Here is a 15,341-nt window from a genome sequence, read left to right as displayed (position 1 = left end):
ATCATAATTTTTCGTCAGAAATTCAGATGAAGAGAGTATTCTGCATTGGTTTTCAGATAAAGCCCCGTTTCGGTGTTTCGGCGGGGAATTCAGGAGTTTTGTCATGTTGCGAAGCCGGTATTTCCAATCCTATGCCTTTTGGCATTGGGGCGAGGGGCTGCAGACGGTGTTGTTCACCTGGTACATGACCTTTCACGCCAACCTGTCAGCCAGCGAAATCGGGTTCTATCAGGCGTTGGTTTTGTCGCCTTTCCTGATCTTTGCCATCGCAGGCGGCGCGCTGAGCGATCGGATCGGGCCGGGTCGCAGCTATGTGGTGTCCACGGCCGTGTTTGCGGCGGTTCTGATCTGCTATGGGGCTGTGGATCATCACGTCGGTTTTGTGCCAGAGCTGTTTTTTCTTTATTGTGTGGCGGCCGGCATACTGAGCGCAATTTCGAACCCTGCCATTGATACCTTTATCCCGGGTGCGACGCCGCTGTCGGCTCAGCAAAACAGCCTATTGGCTGCCAATGCCCACAACATTGCCAAATTGTGTGGCACGCTGACCGGGTTGCTGCTTCCGGTGGTGTTGGCTGTCGGCGGGTTTGGGCTGAATGGTGGGCTGATGGCGCTGAGCGTGGTGTTTCTGATCCTGTTTCTGCGTGCGTCACCCGTCGGGCGTGGCCCGGCCCCAAGGAACCAGGATGGGGTCCGGGGGCGGACCCTGCGCCGGCTTGTTCATCATTATCGTGACTGCCCGCAGAATTTTGACATTCTGCTGTCCAGCGCGATGCTGGGGCTGCTGCTGGTGCCAGCGGGTTACATCCTGTGGCCCTTGATCCTGCGAGAGCGGTTTCCCGAACACGGAGATCTGATCGCTCTGATCAATGTCTCCAGCTGGATCGGCGCAATCACCTGTACGGCTCTGGCACGCCGCTATTTGGGAACGACCCGGCGACCCGGGCAGGTTTCGTTGCTGGTGTGGTTTGCCTATGCGCTGCTGTTGGCGGCACTGTGTCTGGTTGGCAGCTTTGTCGCCATGTGCCTGATCGTGATGCTGATGGGCGGAGTCAAGTTGGGCAAGGCGATGGTCTATGGTCATTACCTTGAAAACAGTCCGGTGCCGGATCGGGCATTGCTGATCTCGGTCGATCAGACAGCGTTTTGGGGGCTGGCGACGCTGGGGACCTTTGGCATGGGGCGGATGGTGGATGTCATCGGGTTGGAGCCAACGATCCTGTGCACTGCCGGTGCCATTCTGATCTGTTTGTTGGGGTTGTCGGGGCGCGGACGTTTGCCGCGCCTGACCATGGCCTGATCTGTCGCGGGTCAGCTGCCGTCTGTCAGAGCCCCATTGTCCCATGTCCCGGTGTCTTCCTGTCCAGTGGCATACCGCATGGTGCCTTCGCCCTGGCGTTTGCCATTGCGGAACATACCCTCGTAGACGTCACCATTGGCATAGGTCGCAACGCCTTGGCCCGAGATTTCCGCCTGGTCCCAGTTCCCCACATACCGGAACCCGTTGGCCATGACGATTTCTCCCTGGCCCTGGCGCTGACCATTGGCAAAACTGCCGGTATAGACCGACCCGTCTGCATAGGTAGCAACGCCTTGTCCGTGGCGTTGGCCTTCGACCCAACCACCTTCATAGCGGTAGCCATCAGTATAGGTAATGACACCCGTGCCATGGTATTGGGCACCACGGAACTCTCCCTTGTAAACGATCCCGTTTGCATAGACCGCCGTACCGGAGCCTTCGATCACTCCCGCAACCCAGTCCCCCTCAAAGCTGGAACCATCGGGATAGGTGACTTTGCCCGTGCCATCGGGCAAGTCATCGCGCACTTGTCCGACATAGACCGATCCGTCAGGGTATGTAATCGTACCTTCGCCGCCGATCTGCCCGGCGAGCCATGTCCCGGAATAGACGTAGCCATCAGACCCGGTAAAAGTACCCTGGCCATGCCGCAGGTCATCCTGGAAGTCGCCTTCGTAGATATCGCCATTGGCATAGACCTGGCGCCCGACACCTTCGCGACGCCCTGCAACCAACGGTCCCACATATACGTCGCCATTGGCCTGTGTCAGGGTCCCATCGCCACTGATCTGACCATCCGCAAAGAAACCTTCGTAGGTCAGCCCGTCGGGGTAGGTGAGCTTGCCCTCTCCATGGCGCTTGCGGTTGCTGATGCCGCCTACGTAGGTTGATCCATCCGCGTAGGTGATGCTGGCCTGGCCTTCTTCTTTGCCTGCGACCCAGTCGCCGTTGTATTCATAGCCGCCCGGGCTTTGCATGATGCCCTTGCCATGGGGCTTGCCGTCCAGGAACTGACCTTCGTAGCGGACACCATTTGAGAAGATGTTGATCCCGTGACCGGTGGATACGCCTTCGACCCAATCGCCTTCATAGGCGCTGCCATCCGAATAGATCATCAACCCGGTGCCGTGGGCGCGGCCATTGTCGAATTCACCTTCGTAAACGGATCCATTGGGATATCGGGCAACCCCGCGCCCCTTGATTTCGCCCTGATCCCAAGCGCCGGTATATTCAAACCCGTTCGGCAACCGATAGGTGCCGGTCCCGTGTTGCAACCCGCCTTTGAATTCACCCTCGTAGACGCCACCGATTTCATTCTGCGTCGTCAGTACCTGACCCTGCTGGGCCCAGGCCGTATTGCCCAGAGCCAATGCCGAAGTGACTGCCAATATTGTTGCGACCCGCACCATGTGTCCCCTGACTGCCTGAAAGCTCCGCTGTAGCTGCCAAATCGCGCGCGGTTGCTTTTTACTGTGCTAAAACTAGGCGAGCAGGCCGCGCGCCGCAATGTCTTTTGCCGCCCTGGTCTTTCCCTGCGGCCGGGATCTGCTAAATGGCTAGGAAATGTAATCAGGCACGAGGGCAGTATGGTCGATCGTTTCCGTGTGACTTTGGCACAATTGAACCCTGTGGTGGGCGACCTGTCCGGCAATGCCGCCAAGGCGCGCGAAGCCTGGAAGATGGGGCGGGATGCAGGTGCCGATCTGGTGGCGCTCAGCGAAATGTTCATCACGGGTTACAATGCGCAGGATCTGGTGCTGAAACCCGCCTTTCACCAGGCAGCAATGGCCGAGATCCAACACCTGGCAAAGGAGTGTGCCGACGGTCCTGCGTTGGCTATTGGGGGGCCGTGGGCAGAAGACGGGAAACTGTTTAACGCCTATCTTGTTCTCAAAGGTGGCACGATCACCAGCAAGGTATTGAAACACCACCTGCCCAATGAGACCGTGTTCGACGAAATGCGCATATTTGATGTCGGCCCGTTGGGTGGACCGTATTCGGTTGCAGGCGTGCGCATCGGGTCTCCAATCTGCGAGGACAGCTGGCACGAAGATGTCGCAGAGACGCTGGAGGAAACCGGGGCCGAATTTTTGCTGATTCCCAACGGGTCCCCCTATTATCGCGACAAATATGATGTGCGCCTGAACCATATGGTGTCTCGGGTGATCGAAACCGGGCTGCCGTTGATCTATCTGAATATGGTTGGGGGGCAGGATGACCAGGTGTTTGACGGGGCGACTTTTGGCCTGAACCCCGGAGGTGAGCTGGCGTTTCGGATGCCTGTGTTCGACGAAATGATCCAGCATGTGGATCTGGAACGTGGGGATGCGGGGTGGCGCATTGTGCCACATGACATCGTTGCGCAACCGGATGCCTGGGAGCAGGATTATCGGGTCATGGTGCAGGCCCTGCGTGATTATATGGCCAAAACCGGCTTTACCAAGGTTTTGCTGGGCCTGTCGGGCGGGGTGGATTCCGCGCTTGTGGCGGCGATTGCTGTGGACGCATTGGGTGCTGAAAACGTCCGTTGCGTCATGCTGCCGTCTGAATACACCAGTACCGAGTCTCTGGAAGACGGCGAAGCGGTCGCCAAGGCGCTGGGCGTGCGGTATGACTATGTGCCGATCTCGGAAAGCCGCACGGCGGTGACCAATACGCTTGCCCCATTGTTCGAAGGCCTGGATCCGGGCCTGACAGAAGAGAATATCCAGTCCCGTCTGCGCGGATTGCTGTTGATGGCATTGTCCAACAAGTTCGGCGAAATGCTGCTGACGACAGGCAACAAATCCGAAGTCGCAGTGGGATATGCCACGATCTATGGCGATATGAATGGTGGTTATAATCCGATCAAGGACCTGTACAAGACGCGGGTGTTTGAAACCTGTCGCTGGCGCAATGCCAATCACCGAAGCTGGATGAAAGGTCCGGCAGGCGAGGTGATCCACCCCAACGTGATCGACAAGGCACCCAGCGCTGAACTGCGCGACGATCAAAAGGACAGCGACAGCCTTCCTGACTATCCGGAGCTGGACGCGCTGCTGGAGATTCTGGTGGATCAGGACGGATCAATTGCCGATTGTGTGGCGGCGGGGTTCCGTCGCGAGACTGCCAAACGGGTCGAAAATCTGTTGTACATCAGCGAATACAAACGCTTCCAATCGGCACCGGGTGCCCGGCTGACATCGCGCGCCTTTTGGCTGGATCGCCGATACCCGATTGCCAATCGTTGGCGCGATCCCGACTGATCTGTGACCGATTTGTCCCGATTCCGGGGCAAGTCGCAACCGCGTGTGCAGATGACGTGAACCGCGCTGGACGGCACCTGTGGGATTTGGTCAAGTCCGCCCATGCCGGGACCTGCGCCAACCCCCTTCAAATCAGATCTGGCGCTGCCGAAATCCACCGATGTGGTGGTGATTGGCGGCGGGATCATTGGCGTGTCCACTGCTTTGGAGTTGTCGGAGCGGGGGCTGTCCGTCCTGTTGTGCGAAAAAGGACAGATTGCAGGCGAGCAAAGTTCACGCAATTGGGGGTGGGTGCGCATTTCGCGCCGGGACCCCCGCGAAATCCCGCTGATGGCCGAGGCTTTGCGGCTCTGGGACGGGTTGGACGCCCGCATCGGCGGCAACACCGGATACAGACGGTCGGGGATTCTGTTCACCGCCGATACCGAGCGCAAGGCGGCTTGGCTGGAAAGCTGGGCCGAACACCTTGGTCCCTTTGATCTGGAAGCGCGTATGGTTCGGGGCGGCGAGATGGACGCGCTGATGCCGGGTCATCAGATGAAGGTGCAAAGTGCCTTGTATACCCCGGTTGACGGGCGGGCTGAACCCCAATGGGCTGCCCCCGCCATAGCCGAAGGGGCGCGGGCGCAGGGGGCTACGATCATGACCAACTGTGCGGTCAGGTCTCTGGACTTTCAAGGTGGCAAACTGGCCGGGGTCGTGACCGAACGTGGTCGGGTCGCCTGTTCTGCGGTTGTTGTGGCCGGCGGTGCCTGGTCGCGGTTGTTCTGCGGCAATGCCGGGCTCCAGTTGCCACAGTTGAAAGTGTTGAACACGGTCATGCGCAGCGCCCCGGTACAGGGGCCGGAGGCTGCGGTGTGGGCCAATGGATTCGCCATGCGCAAACGGGTGGACGGCGGTTACACCGTCGCGGCAGGGACCGAGAACATCGTTGATCTGGTGCCGGATTCTTTCCGTTTGGGGTTGAGGTTTCTACCTGCGTTTCAGGCCGAATGGAGATCGCTGCGGTTTCGCCTGTCAGGACGTTGGCGCGAAGAAGCGGCACAGGCGCGCAGTTGGAGCCCCGATCAGGTCACGGATTTCGAAACGTGCCGGGTGTTGGATCCGGCCCCATCGCAAAAGGTGCTGCGATCCGGATGGGCCGCTGCACGACGGGCGTTTCCGGTGCTGAACGGCGTGGATGTGGTGCAAAGCTGGGCTGGGATGATTGATGTAACACCGGATGCCATCCCAGTGATTTCAGAGGTTGAGCATGTGCCGGGGCTGTTCCTGTCGACAGGCTATTCGGGGCATGGATTCGGTCTCGGACCTGCGGCGGGATGTCTGACGGCTGATCTGGTGATGGGTACAAAACCCATTGTGGATCCACACGCATTTCGCCTGTCACGGTTTACTGATGGTACCAAGGTGCGCCCGTTTGCGGGCATCTAGAAGGTCGAAATTGGGTCAAGACGTTTGCAAACGCCTTGACCCGGTATTGGGCTCAGCCCATCAGCTGATAAGAGACCGGCACATAGCGAAAACCCGCGTCATGGGTTTCAACAAATCCCGCAGCTGGGAAAGGCATGTGATATCCGATCATTGGTGTTTTGTCGGCGGCGAGCATTCCCAGCACCCTGCGCCGAGATTGGCTGGCTTGGTCTTTGTCCACGTCAAAGCTGAAGCCCCAGTCAGGACGGGCAAAGGACCAGACGTAGTGATTGGCCAGATCAGCGGTCAAAACCAGCTGTTGGCCGCCGCTTTCAAGCATATAGGCCATATGTCCCGGCGTGTGTCCAAACGCATTCAGGGCGGTGATCCCTGAAACAACTGCGCCACCATCATCGACAAAGCGGGTTTTTTCGGCCAGGGGAGTCATGTTTTTGGCGACGAGATCCCCAACACGATCACCGGCGTCCCGCTTTGACCAAAAGTTGTACTCACCTGCGCCGGTTACATAGTCGGCATTGGAGAACACCGGTTGGCCGTCCTTCATCAACCCACCGATGTGGTCAGGATGCATATGGGTAATCACGACGGTGTCAATGTCATCGGCACTGTGTCCGGACTGGGCCAGGGCCTTGCCCAATCCGCCAAGACCAAGTCCGGTGTCGAACAGGATTTTCTGTGTTCCTGTGTCAACCAATGTCGGAGTGAAATAGAATTGGGTTCGGTCTGCGGGGACAAAATTGTCCTGAGAGAGGTCTTCGAATTCCTGATCGCTCGCATCTGGGGCAAACATTGCCTTGGGACCTTCGCGCATGGCGCTTCCGTCCAGCAAAGTGGTCAGGGTGAAGTCGCCAAGCTTGAAGCTGTGGGCGAGATGGGCAGCCGCCGCTGGATTGTTGTTTTCGGCTGAAACACCTGAACCGGCTGCCGCCAGCGGAAGGGCCGCAGCGCTGGCGAGAACGGAACGTCGGGTTACGGAAATAGTCATTTTTTAAAACTCCCTGTATGCTTGGGCAAAACATGGGGCAACTCTAAACCAAGTCCAGCGCGCAGCCCGCTCAAGTTAATGTGACAACGGCAGACTGTCCGGGCGAGAGCATGGGCAGTAGTCTTGCTGCCATGAGCACCAACAAGACCATTCCAACAGGGCAAAGTGTGTCAACCTTTCTGACGGCTGTCGTGCCCGAGCGACGGGCTCTGCAGGCGCGACAACTGGACAGTGTGTTTCAGCGGGCAACCGGATTCGAGCCCCAGATGTGGGGCGAGTCAATCGTTGGCTACGGGCGCTATCACTATGTGTACAACAGCGGGCGGAGTGGAGATTTTCTGGCGACCGGCTTTGCTGTGCGCAAAGGTGCGTTTTCACTCTACATCATGCCGGGGTATCAGGACTATGGCGCGATCCTGTCCCGATTGGGCAAGCACAAGACGGGAAAGTCCTGTCTGTATGTGAACAAGCTGCAAGACATCGAATTGGATGTTCTGGAGGAGTTGATCCGGGCAGGGGTGCAAGATCTGGGGCGGATGTGGACAGTGTTCCCTGTCTGACCAGCCCATGGTGCGCTCCCGCCCCTTGTGTCAGCATCAAAGATGCTGCCACAAGCGTTGGGCCGGGCATCGCCATGGGGGGCAAGCCCCCCATGGCGATGCGGTCTGTGCGCGGGGCAGGATCACCCGGCTGCCAGCAGGCCTTGGACATGTTCGGTAGTCCAGAGCGCGTTTGCCATATAGCGGAAATTGATCAACGCGGCCTGGTATCCGTCGCCCTCGGGCAGTTTTGCGGCTGCGGTGGCGTCGCGGACCACAGCGACTTCGAAACCCTGCTCCAACAGTTCACGCATGTGGCTTTCGGTGCACAGATTGGCGGACATGCCTGCAAGGATCACCTGATCTATCCCACGTTTGCGCAATTGCAGCGACAGGTCATTGGTGTCATTTCCATAGACTTTGTGTGGCGATGTGACGATGGTCTTGCCGTCTTCGATGTATTGTTTGTACTGGGGCATCCAATCCGCGCCCGAGCCGTCAAACCCGTCAAGATTCAGGGCCCCCTTGCGGTCGAACATGCCGATTTTGTGCATCAGCTTTTCCAGCGCGCCTTCGAACTTCCAGCCATGATCTGTCGGGTAATAGTAATGTGGCGACACAGCGACAGTGATCCCGGCGGCCTTGGCCGATTTGAACAGCCGTTCGATGTTGTCGACGGTGTCATGTTCGGTCACCGATGCGCCGACGACACCCCAGGTCACCCCATCAGGGTGCAGGAAGTCGATCTGGGGATCGGTCACCACCAGCGCCGCGCGGCTAAGGTCCAGCTTCATGTTGCTGGGGGGCAGGGCCGGGCTGGCCGGATCTGCATAGGGGTTCTCCTGTGCCTGAGCAGCGGTGGCTCCGGTCAGAGTGGCGGCTGCTGCGCCTGTGGCCAGCGCCCCCCGCAGGGCATCCCGACGGGTGAGTTTTCCGTGGTCATGATCATTGCACATTTTGGGTCTCCTGAGTTGTGGATATCACCAAGGTGGTGGAAGAGATGTATCATTTGGTCCAGAAATGGTGCAAAAGCGCAGAAAGATGTATCATTTCGTCCGGCCATTGTGCCAAATGCCAGCATGGATACCGATTTCATACTAGATCGCATGCAGATCGACGCAGCCCCGTTTGCCCTGTGCGAATTGAACGGGCGCTGTGATCTGGGATTGGGGCAGGACAGCACGGCGACGTTGCATTACGTGCTGGCGGGAGAGGGGGAAATCGTGATTCCCGGGCAGAAAACTCTTCCTGTGGCGCGCGGAAGTGTGGTGGTCATTCCGGCCTTGCGTTCGCATGTGCTGCGCAGTTTCGGAACCCGTGTTCAACCGGTTCCGGAGTGTCAGCCGGCCGGTTTGAACCTGGTGCATCTGGTGCATGGCAGCGCAGCCCAATCGCCAGAAGGCGGGATGGTGGCCCTGTGCGCTCATATCACCCTGTCGCTGCGCGATTTGGGGAATGTGGTGGACCTGGTGCGCGAGCCAATCGTGGACGACGTGATCCGCAACCCGGATTTGGCGGCACCGGTAGAACAGATCCTGTCAGAAATCGCGGAGCCCAAGCTGGGAAGCCGGGCGATGATCCGTGCGTTGCTGTTGCAGGCCATGATCGGGCTGATGCGTCATCACATGGAACAGGCAGGGGCTGGTATGTCCTGGATGATGGCGCTGCGGGATGCGCGGCTGTGGCCGGTGCTGGCCGCAATGCTGGAGAGTCCGGGACAGGAGCATTCGCTGGACAGTCTGGCAACTCTGTCTGGGATGAGCCGGTCGAGCCTGGCCCAGCGGTTCGCCGATGCCTATGGCGCTGGACCGATGGAATTGTTGCGGGATCTGAGGATGCAAAAGGCAGCAGACCTGCTGCGCAACAGCGAAATGCCCGTCAAACGGATCAGCGCCGAGGTCGGGTTTCAAAGCCGGACCGCCTTTAGCCGGGCGTTTGTGGCGGCGACCGGTCAGTCGCCGCGCAGTTTTCGAAGTCAGTCACAAGACTGACCTGCGGTCGGTTCAGGATTTGGCCCGAACGACCTGCATCAAGGACATCAGCGTGCTCATGTCGGGGCCGCGTTCCATGCCGGTGACGGCTTTGCGCAGGGGCATGAACAAACCTTTGCCCTTGCGGCCGGTGGCCTCCTTGACAGCTTTGGTCCAAGTGCCCCAGGTATCGGCGTCATAGGGTCCTTCGGGCAGCAGGGACATGGCCTGGGCGATGAAGTCACGATCTTCGTCGTCAATCAGCGGGTCGGCCCCATCGCGGCACAGTTTGGACCAGGTTTCCAGATCTGCAAGCGTGGTGATGTTTTCCCGTGCCATGTCCCAGAAGGCCGCGGCACGGTCTGCGGGAACGCCCAGATCGTCGATCCGGGATTGCACTGCGTCCAGGGGCAGACCTTGCAAATAACGGGCGGTCAGCGGAAACAGGTCCTGAACGTCGAATTTGGTCGGGGCCGCGCCAAAACGGTTGATGTCAAACCCATCAATCAGTTCGGCCATGTCTGTGCGCAATTCAACCGGATCCGAAGACCCCAGCCGTGCCATCAACGACAGCAGAGCCATGGGCTGCACGCCCTGTTCGCGCAAATCGCGCAGCGCCAACGTGCCCAGACGTTTGGACAGCGCTTCGCCCTGGGGGCCAGTCAGCAGAGAGTGGTGGGCAAAGTTTGGCACGTTGCCGCCCAATGCCTGGATGATCTGGATTTGGGTGGCGGTGTTGGTGACATGGTCCGATCCGCGCACAACATGGGTCACGCCCATGTCGGTGTCATCGACAACCGAAGCAATCGTGTACAGCACCTGGCCATCACCGCGGATCAGCACCGGATCTGAAACCGAAGCCGCATCGATCGAGATGTCACCCAGTACGCCATCGTTCCATTCAATGCGCTGGTGGTCCAGCTTGAACCGCCACACGCCGTTGCCGCGTTCAGCGCGCAGAGCAGCCTTTTCATCATCACTCAGCGAAAGAGCTGCGCGGTCATAGACCGGTGGCTTGCCCATATTGAGCTGCTTTTTGCGTTTCAGGTCCAATTCAACCGGAGTCTCGAACGCCTCGTAAAATCGTGAGATGCTTCGCAGCTTGTCGGCGGCGTCGGCATAGCGGTCCAGCCGCTCGGATTGACGTTCGACCCGATCCCATTGGATGCCCAACCATTCCAGATCCTGTTTGATCGCGTCGACGTATTCTTCCTTGGAACGTTCTGGATCTGTGTCGTCGATGCGCAGGATGAACGTACCGCCAGCCTTGCGGGCGATCAGATAGTTCATCAGCGCAGTGCGCAGGTTGCCAACGTGGATATAGCCGGTGGGCGACGGGGCAAAACGGGTGGTGGTCATGAGCGGTCTCCTGTTGCCGCTTCCCTTGTCACAGGCAGGTGGGATTGTCCAGTTTCTACAGGGAACCCGGGTGTTTCAGACCTGGGCGATCAGCTGCACACCGATACGGGCCAGGTGGTCGTTGACCAATGCAGTTTCGTCGGAGTTGAGGCGTTGATGGCGCGGATAGCGCGGCGCGGTTCGGTCATCAAGAAACGGGGCGTCCCACCCGTCGGTGGTGTCAAAGAAGTGCCGAACCCCGTCTTCGCCAAAATGGCGCAGGTACCCCTGGATCACCACATCAAGATAGCTGAGCAAGACGGGATGTTCGGTGGTGCTTCCCTTGTGGTGTTCCTCGGGTACAGCATAGACCGAGATTTCTGGACTGTCTGGCAAAGCGTGGCTGATTGCCTGCGTGGCAGGGATGCGATCATATGCCCATTCGCGTTGGTCCAGCGCCTGCCAATCGGCGTGAGGAACTTGGGCGATCATGCCGGCGATCTCGTGCCCGGGGGCCGGAACGGCTGTCAAAAAGGCGACCGGGCGCAGATCCGTGTGCCGCCAGGCGCGGCGCCATCCAGACAGGTGGGCAGGCTGCGGATCGGAAAAATCATGGGTCGCGGCATTCACCAGGCTGCCATAGCCAAAGAAATAAGGGTGTTCCAAGGGACGTTCCGGTCGATTTAGAAGATGAGCAATTGATATATGTCAAACAGCCAAATTGGGAAATGTGCAATACATCTTTGGAGTTGAATGGCGGAAGGCGCTGATACGATGCGTATTACCAAGAGAACCAACATAGCGATTCGATTGCTGATGTTCTGTGCAGCCAATGAAGACCGACTGGTCACCAAGGCGGAAATCGCGGAATGCTGCAATATTTCGGAGAACCATCTGGCGCAGGTGATCAACCAGCTGAGCCAGCTGGATTTTCTGCACACCCAAAGGGGCCGCAACGGTGGCATGAATCTTGCCCGGCCTGCGGATCAGATCCGGATTGGTGATGTGTTTCGGCACATCGAAGGCGGTTTGCCGATCGCCGAATGTTTTGCCGATGCAGATAATACCTGCCCGTTGACCGAAGCCTGCCGGTTGAAGCTGGCTTTGGCAGACGCTGCGCAGGCGTTTTACGCCTCGCTGGATGACATCACGCTCGAGGCGCTGGTCTGTGACAATCTGGATCTGATGCGGATCCTGCAACCGGTACAATGTGCCCGCTAAATCAAAGATCCACTGGCCTGCAATCCGGTATCAGCTGTAGCCGTCAGTCCCGGGCCCGCAGGATGCGGGCGGGACGGGTCGAGAGCGGTCGCCAGGCAAACGCCAGCCCCGCCAGCAACGTGCTGATCACACCAGCGCTGATGATCGCAATGGCATTGGGCCAGATCACCTGAAAACTGGTTTCAAAGACAAAGCGGCTCACGGCCCATGATCCGGTGAGACCCGCAGCCAGAGCCACCCCGCCCGCGCCCGCACCCAACAGCACCGCGCGCAAGGCAAAGCTGAACAGAATGGTGCGCCGAGGCGCGCCGAGGGATTTGAGGATTGCGGCCTCGTAACGCTGTGCCGGTTCCGCCGCAGCAGCAGTGCCCAACAAGACCAGAAACCCGGTCAACATGGTGGCCGCTGCCCCATAGGCAGTGGCCGAGGCGAGCGATCTCAGAATATCGGAAACCCGGTCAATCGCATCGCGCACCCGGATCGCAGTGATATTGGGAAACTGGCTGGCCAGGTCGCGCAGGATGACGGCTTCGGATCCGGGATCTGCATAGACTGTCGCAATAAAGCTGTGCGGTGCGCCGGCCAGAGCATTTTCATTCATGGCCAGAACAAAACCCATTCCTGCTGTGGAAAAATCAACATCACGGAAGCTGGTGATGGTGGCTGTGATGTCGCGCCCCAGAATATTGACGGTCAGCGTATCACCCAGGCTCAGGTCGAGTTCTTCGGCCTCTTCCGCGGCAAAGCTGATCTGAGGCGGTCCGGTGTAATCGTCCGGCCACCAGCTGCCCGCCGTGATTTTGGTGTCGGCAGGCTTTTGTCCCGCATAGGTGATGCCACGATCCCCTTGGATAACCCAGTGATCGCCAGCGATTTCACGCGCAGGGGTATCGTTGATCTTGGTAATCACACCGCGCAGCATCGGGGCGCTTTCGACCTTGGACACGGTTGGGTCGTCATTCAGCCGTTGCGAAAATCCGGGCATCTGATCGCGTTGGATATCAACAAAGAAATAGGAGGGCGCAACATCGGGTAGGTTGTCGGAAATGGCCCGACGCATATTGCCGTCGATTTGTCCGATTGCGGCCAGAACGGACAGCGCCAACCCCAGCGACAGAACCGCAGGCGTGGTGGTGTCGCGCGCGGCCCCCAACGCGGCCAGCGCCCAGCGAAACGCCGGGTGATGGCGTCCAATGGGGGTGGCCATGCGGGCCAGGGCGCGGATCAACAGCGCAGCAAAGATCAACAGGACAAAGGCGCCCATCAACCCGGCCGCGGTCCAGAGCGTCAATTCTGTCGATCCGCTGAACCAGGCGGCGGATCCTACCAGGATGATCAGCGCCATCAAGGTGGCGAACAGAAAACGCGGCGCGGGCAGTCGGTTGCGGGTCTCCGGAGCATCGCGAAACAAGGACGCTGGACGGATGCCTTCGGCGCGGGCCAAGGGCCAGAGAGTAAAGAGAAAGGCGGTGAGCGCACCATAGAGTGCTGCTTCGGCCAAGGCCGAGGGGAACACGGTGAAAACGGCGGGGAACGGCAGTTGCGCAGCCAGCACCGGCCCCAGCAACACCGGACCGATCCCACCCAGCAGCAGACCCAGAGTGATCCCCACCAAAGTGAGCGCGCCAATCTGCAAGAAAAACATTCGAAAGATTGTTTGGCGGGTCGCGCCAAGCGTGCGCAGCGTTGCGATGGTTTCAGTCTTGGTGGCCAAATAGGCCCGTACCGCAGCAGAAACGCCCACGCCGCCGACGGCCAGGCCGGACAATCCAACCAGCACCAGGAATGCGCCCAGACGCCCAACGAATTCAGAAATCCCGGGCGCACCATTGCGTGAATCTGTCCAGCGCATACCGGTAGATTCAAACCTATCACGGGCCTGGGTGGACAGGATTTCCAGGTCGGTACCCTCGGGCAGGGTCATGCGGTATTTGGTGGAGAACAGCGTGCCAGGAGCCAACAGGCCAGACTGTTGGAGGTCTTCGGTCAGAACCATTGTTCGTGGTCCCAGTGCAAAACCGCTGGCAGCTGCGTCCGGTTCCGTGTGGATCAGAGCCGCCAGAACAAAGCTCTGCCCGCCCAGATTGAACGTGTCTCCGACCCCCAGGCCCAGGCGATCGGACAAGACGCGGTCCATGATCGCGCCCGGGTGTTCATCAGTCCCTCGCAGGGCAGCATCCAGAGCCATGTCGGGTGTCAGCCGAATTTGCCCGACCAGCGGATAGGCGTCATCGACGGCCTTGACCTGGGTCAGGGCGCGTTCGTCGCCGACCACCGCCATAGAACGGAATTCGACAACTTCGGAAACCTTCAGCGCCGTATCGGTGATCCAGGTGCGTTCCCGTTCATCGGCAAAGCGAAAGGTAAATTCCATTTCGGCGTCGCCGCCCAACAACGTGGAGCCTTCGCGTGTCAGCCCGGTTTCAATCGAGCTGCGCACCGATCCGATGGCAGCAATGACCGCGACACCCAAGGTCAGACAAGCCAAAAAGATCCGAAACCCGCGCAATCCGCCCCGCAGATCCCGCCAGGCAAGCCGCAGCGCCAGGCTCATTCTGCGGCCTCCGAAGGTTGGTCGGAGGGCAGGCCGGTGGTTTCGGGCCCATCAATGCGTCCGTCTCGCAGGTGAACCACCTGATCACAGCGCGCGGCGAGTTCGGGGGCATGTGTGACGATGACCAGTGTCGATCCATGACGTTTTTGCAGATCGAACAACAAATCCATGATTGTCGCGCCGGTGGTTCCGTCCAGATTGCCGGTGGGTTCGTCAGCCAGCAGGATCTTGGGGCGCGGTGCAGTGGCGCGTGCCAGGGCCACGCGCTGTTGTTCGCCGCCCGACAATTGGGCGGGGAAATGGCCTTCGCGGTGGGACAACCCGACGGCTGCCAGCGCGTCTTGCGCTTTGGAAAAAGCATCGGGATCATGTGCCAATTCCAGCGGTGTGGCGACATTTTCCAATGCCGTCATGGTCGGAATCAAATGGAAGCTTTGGAAGACAACGCCCATATGGTCACGGCGAAACCGGGCCAGTTGGTCTTCGGACATTGCAGTCAGATCGTGTCCCAGTGCTGTGACTGTGCCCCCAGTTGCCTGTTCCAGCCCGCCCATGACCATCAGCAATGACGATTTCCCCGATCCTGATGGCCCAACCAGCCCCAAGGTTTGTCCGGCGGGCACATCCAATGAGATTCCGCGCAGAATATCCACGGTGCCGGTATTGCCATTCAGCGACAGAGACGCATTTTGGAGGGACAGGATTGCGTCATCTGACGTGGGGGCTGGCATGGGGCGAGTGTCTTTCTGTGGAACCGG

The 15,341-nt window shown here is 59.2% G+C and carries 13 protein-coding genes; 6 read left to right on the top strand and 7 right to left on the bottom strand.

Annotated elements, in window-relative coordinates:
* Positions 1 to 103 precede the first annotated feature (103 nt).
* Positions 104 to 1,300: an MFS transporter gene (locus K3727_18150; protein UWQ90663.1), complete on the top strand. Its 1,197-nt coding sequence runs from the start codon at positions 104 to 106 to the stop codon at positions 1,298 to 1,300.
* 11 nt (positions 1,301 to 1,311) lie between these two features.
* Here the strand turns inward: K3727_18150 and K3727_18145 are convergent, their stop codons facing one another.
* Positions 1,312 to 2,709, bottom strand: a complete 1,398-nt coding sequence (locus K3727_18145) for a 2-isopropylmalate synthase (GenBank protein ID UWQ90662.1) — start codon at positions 2,707 to 2,709, stop codon at positions 1,312 to 1,314.
* Between the two features lie 177 nt (positions 2,710 to 2,886).
* On the opposite strand from K3727_18145, the gene K3727_18140 reads away from it, so the two are divergent.
* Together K3727_18140 and K3727_18135 are read left to right on the top strand one after the other, a co-directional pair.
* Positions 2,887 to 4,545, top strand: coding sequence for an NAD+ synthase (locus K3727_18140; GenBank protein UWQ90661.1), 1,659 nt, complete (start codon positions 2,887 to 2,889; stop codon positions 4,543 to 4,545).
* A 102-nt stretch (positions 4,546 to 4,647) separates the two neighbouring features.
* Positions 4,648 to 5,976, top strand: coding sequence for an FAD-binding oxidoreductase (locus K3727_18135; GenBank protein ID UWQ90660.1), 1,329 nt, complete (start codon positions 4,648 to 4,650; stop codon positions 5,974 to 5,976).
* A gap of 52 nt (positions 5,977 to 6,028) precedes the next feature.
* Here K3727_18135 and K3727_18130 read toward each other — a convergent pair whose 3' ends face one another.
* Entirely contained in the window at positions 6,029 to 6,961 is a 933-nt protein-coding gene (locus tag K3727_18130) for an MBL fold metallo-hydrolase (GenBank protein ID UWQ90659.1), read from the bottom strand.
* Positions 6,962 to 7,092: 131 nt separating this feature from the next.
* Here K3727_18130 and K3727_18125 point away from each other — a divergent pair, with 131 nt between their 5' ends.
* Positions 7,093 to 7,521 (top strand): DUF1801 domain-containing protein, encoded by a 429-nt coding sequence (locus K3727_18125; protein UWQ93447.1) that lies wholly within the window; start codon positions 7,093 to 7,095, stop codon positions 7,519 to 7,521.
* A 122-nt stretch (positions 7,522 to 7,643) separates the two neighbouring features.
* Here the strand turns inward: K3727_18125 and K3727_18120 are convergent, their stop codons facing one another.
* Positions 7,644 to 8,456: a cysteine hydrolase gene (locus K3727_18120; protein ID UWQ90658.1), complete on the bottom strand. Its 813-nt coding sequence runs from the start codon at positions 8,454 to 8,456 to the stop codon at positions 7,644 to 7,646.
* Positions 8,457 to 8,579: 123 nt separating this feature from the next.
* Here K3727_18120 and K3727_18115 point away from each other — a divergent pair, with 123 nt between their 5' ends.
* Complete coding sequence (locus K3727_18115) at positions 8,580 to 9,491, top strand: AraC family transcriptional regulator (protein UWQ90657.1); 912 nt, start codon at positions 8,580 to 8,582, stop codon at positions 9,489 to 9,491.
* A gap of 12 nt (positions 9,492 to 9,503) precedes the next feature.
* Here K3727_18115 and gltX read toward each other — a convergent pair whose 3' ends face one another.
* Together gltX and K3727_18105 are read right to left on the bottom strand one after the other, a co-directional pair.
* Entirely contained in the window at positions 9,504 to 10,829 is a 1,326-nt protein-coding gene (gene gltX / locus K3727_18110) for a glutamate--tRNA ligase (protein ID UWQ90656.1), read from the bottom strand.
* A 75-nt stretch (positions 10,830 to 10,904) separates the two neighbouring features.
* Positions 10,905 to 11,474: a gamma-glutamylcyclotransferase gene (locus K3727_18105; protein ID UWQ90655.1), complete on the bottom strand. Its 570-nt coding sequence runs from the start codon at positions 11,472 to 11,474 to the stop codon at positions 10,905 to 10,907.
* A 108-nt stretch (positions 11,475 to 11,582) separates the two neighbouring features.
* Between K3727_18105 and K3727_18100 the strand changes: the two genes are divergently transcribed.
* On the top strand, positions 11,583 to 12,029 hold the full coding sequence (locus K3727_18100; protein ID UWQ90654.1) for an Rrf2 family transcriptional regulator: 447 nt from the start codon (positions 11,583 to 11,585) through the stop codon (positions 12,027 to 12,029).
* A gap of 43 nt (positions 12,030 to 12,072) precedes the next feature.
* Here the strand turns inward: K3727_18100 and K3727_18095 are convergent, their stop codons facing one another.
* Positions 12,073 to 14,583, bottom strand: coding sequence for an FtsX-like permease family protein (locus K3727_18095; protein UWQ90653.1), 2,511 nt, complete (start codon positions 14,581 to 14,583; stop codon positions 12,073 to 12,075).
* Positions 14,580 to 15,314 (bottom strand): ABC transporter ATP-binding protein, encoded by a 735-nt coding sequence (locus K3727_18090; protein ID UWQ90652.1) that lies wholly within the window; start codon positions 15,312 to 15,314, stop codon positions 14,580 to 14,582. The genes K3727_18095 and K3727_18090 overlap by 4 nt, the downstream gene beginning before the upstream one ends.
* Positions 15,315 to 15,341 lie beyond the last annotated feature (27 nt).

This window comes from Rhodobacteraceae bacterium M382 (assembly GCA_025141015.1).
GTDB lineage: Bacteria > Pseudomonadota > Alphaproteobacteria > Rhodobacterales > Rhodobacteraceae > Aliisedimentitalea > Aliisedimentitalea scapharcae.
Note: the sequence above shows the minus strand (reverse complement) of the source record. Positions and strands in the feature narration are given on the sequence as shown.

Coding starts and splice junctions, on each gene's coding strand:
- K3727_18150 (UWQ90663.1), top strand. CDS start 104: ATGTTGCGAAGCCGGTATTTCCAATCCTATGCCTTTTGGCATTGGGGC.
- K3727_18145 (UWQ90662.1), bottom strand. CDS start 2,709: ATGGTGCGGGTCGCAACAATATTGGCAGTCACTTCGGCATTGGCTCTG.
- K3727_18140 (UWQ90661.1), top strand. CDS start 2,887: ATGGTCGATCGTTTCCGTGTGACTTTGGCACAATTGAACCCTGTGGTG.
- K3727_18135 (UWQ90660.1), top strand. CDS start 4,648: ATGCCGGGACCTGCGCCAACCCCCTTCAAATCAGATCTGGCGCTGCCG.
- K3727_18130 (UWQ90659.1), bottom strand. CDS start 6,961: ATGACTATTTCCGTAACCCGACGTTCCGTTCTCGCCAGCGCTGCGGCC.
- K3727_18125 (UWQ93447.1), top strand. CDS start 7,093: ATGAGCACCAACAAGACCATTCCAACAGGGCAAAGTGTGTCAACCTTT.
- K3727_18120 (UWQ90658.1), bottom strand. CDS start 8,456: ATGTGCAATGATCATGACCACGGAAAACTCACCCGTCGGGATGCCCTG.
- K3727_18115 (UWQ90657.1), top strand. CDS start 8,580: ATGGATACCGATTTCATACTAGATCGCATGCAGATCGACGCAGCCCCG.
- gltX (UWQ90656.1), bottom strand. CDS start 10,829: ATGACCACCACCCGTTTTGCCCCGTCGCCCACCGGCTATATCCACGTT.
- K3727_18100 (UWQ90654.1), top strand. CDS start 11,583: ATGCGTATTACCAAGAGAACCAACATAGCGATTCGATTGCTGATGTTC.
- K3727_18095 (UWQ90653.1), bottom strand. CDS start 14,583: ATGAGCCTGGCGCTGCGGCTTGCCTGGCGGGATCTGCGGGGCGGATTG.
- K3727_18090 (UWQ90652.1), bottom strand. CDS start 15,314: ATGCCAGCCCCCACGTCAGATGACGCAATCCTGTCCCTCCAAAATGCG.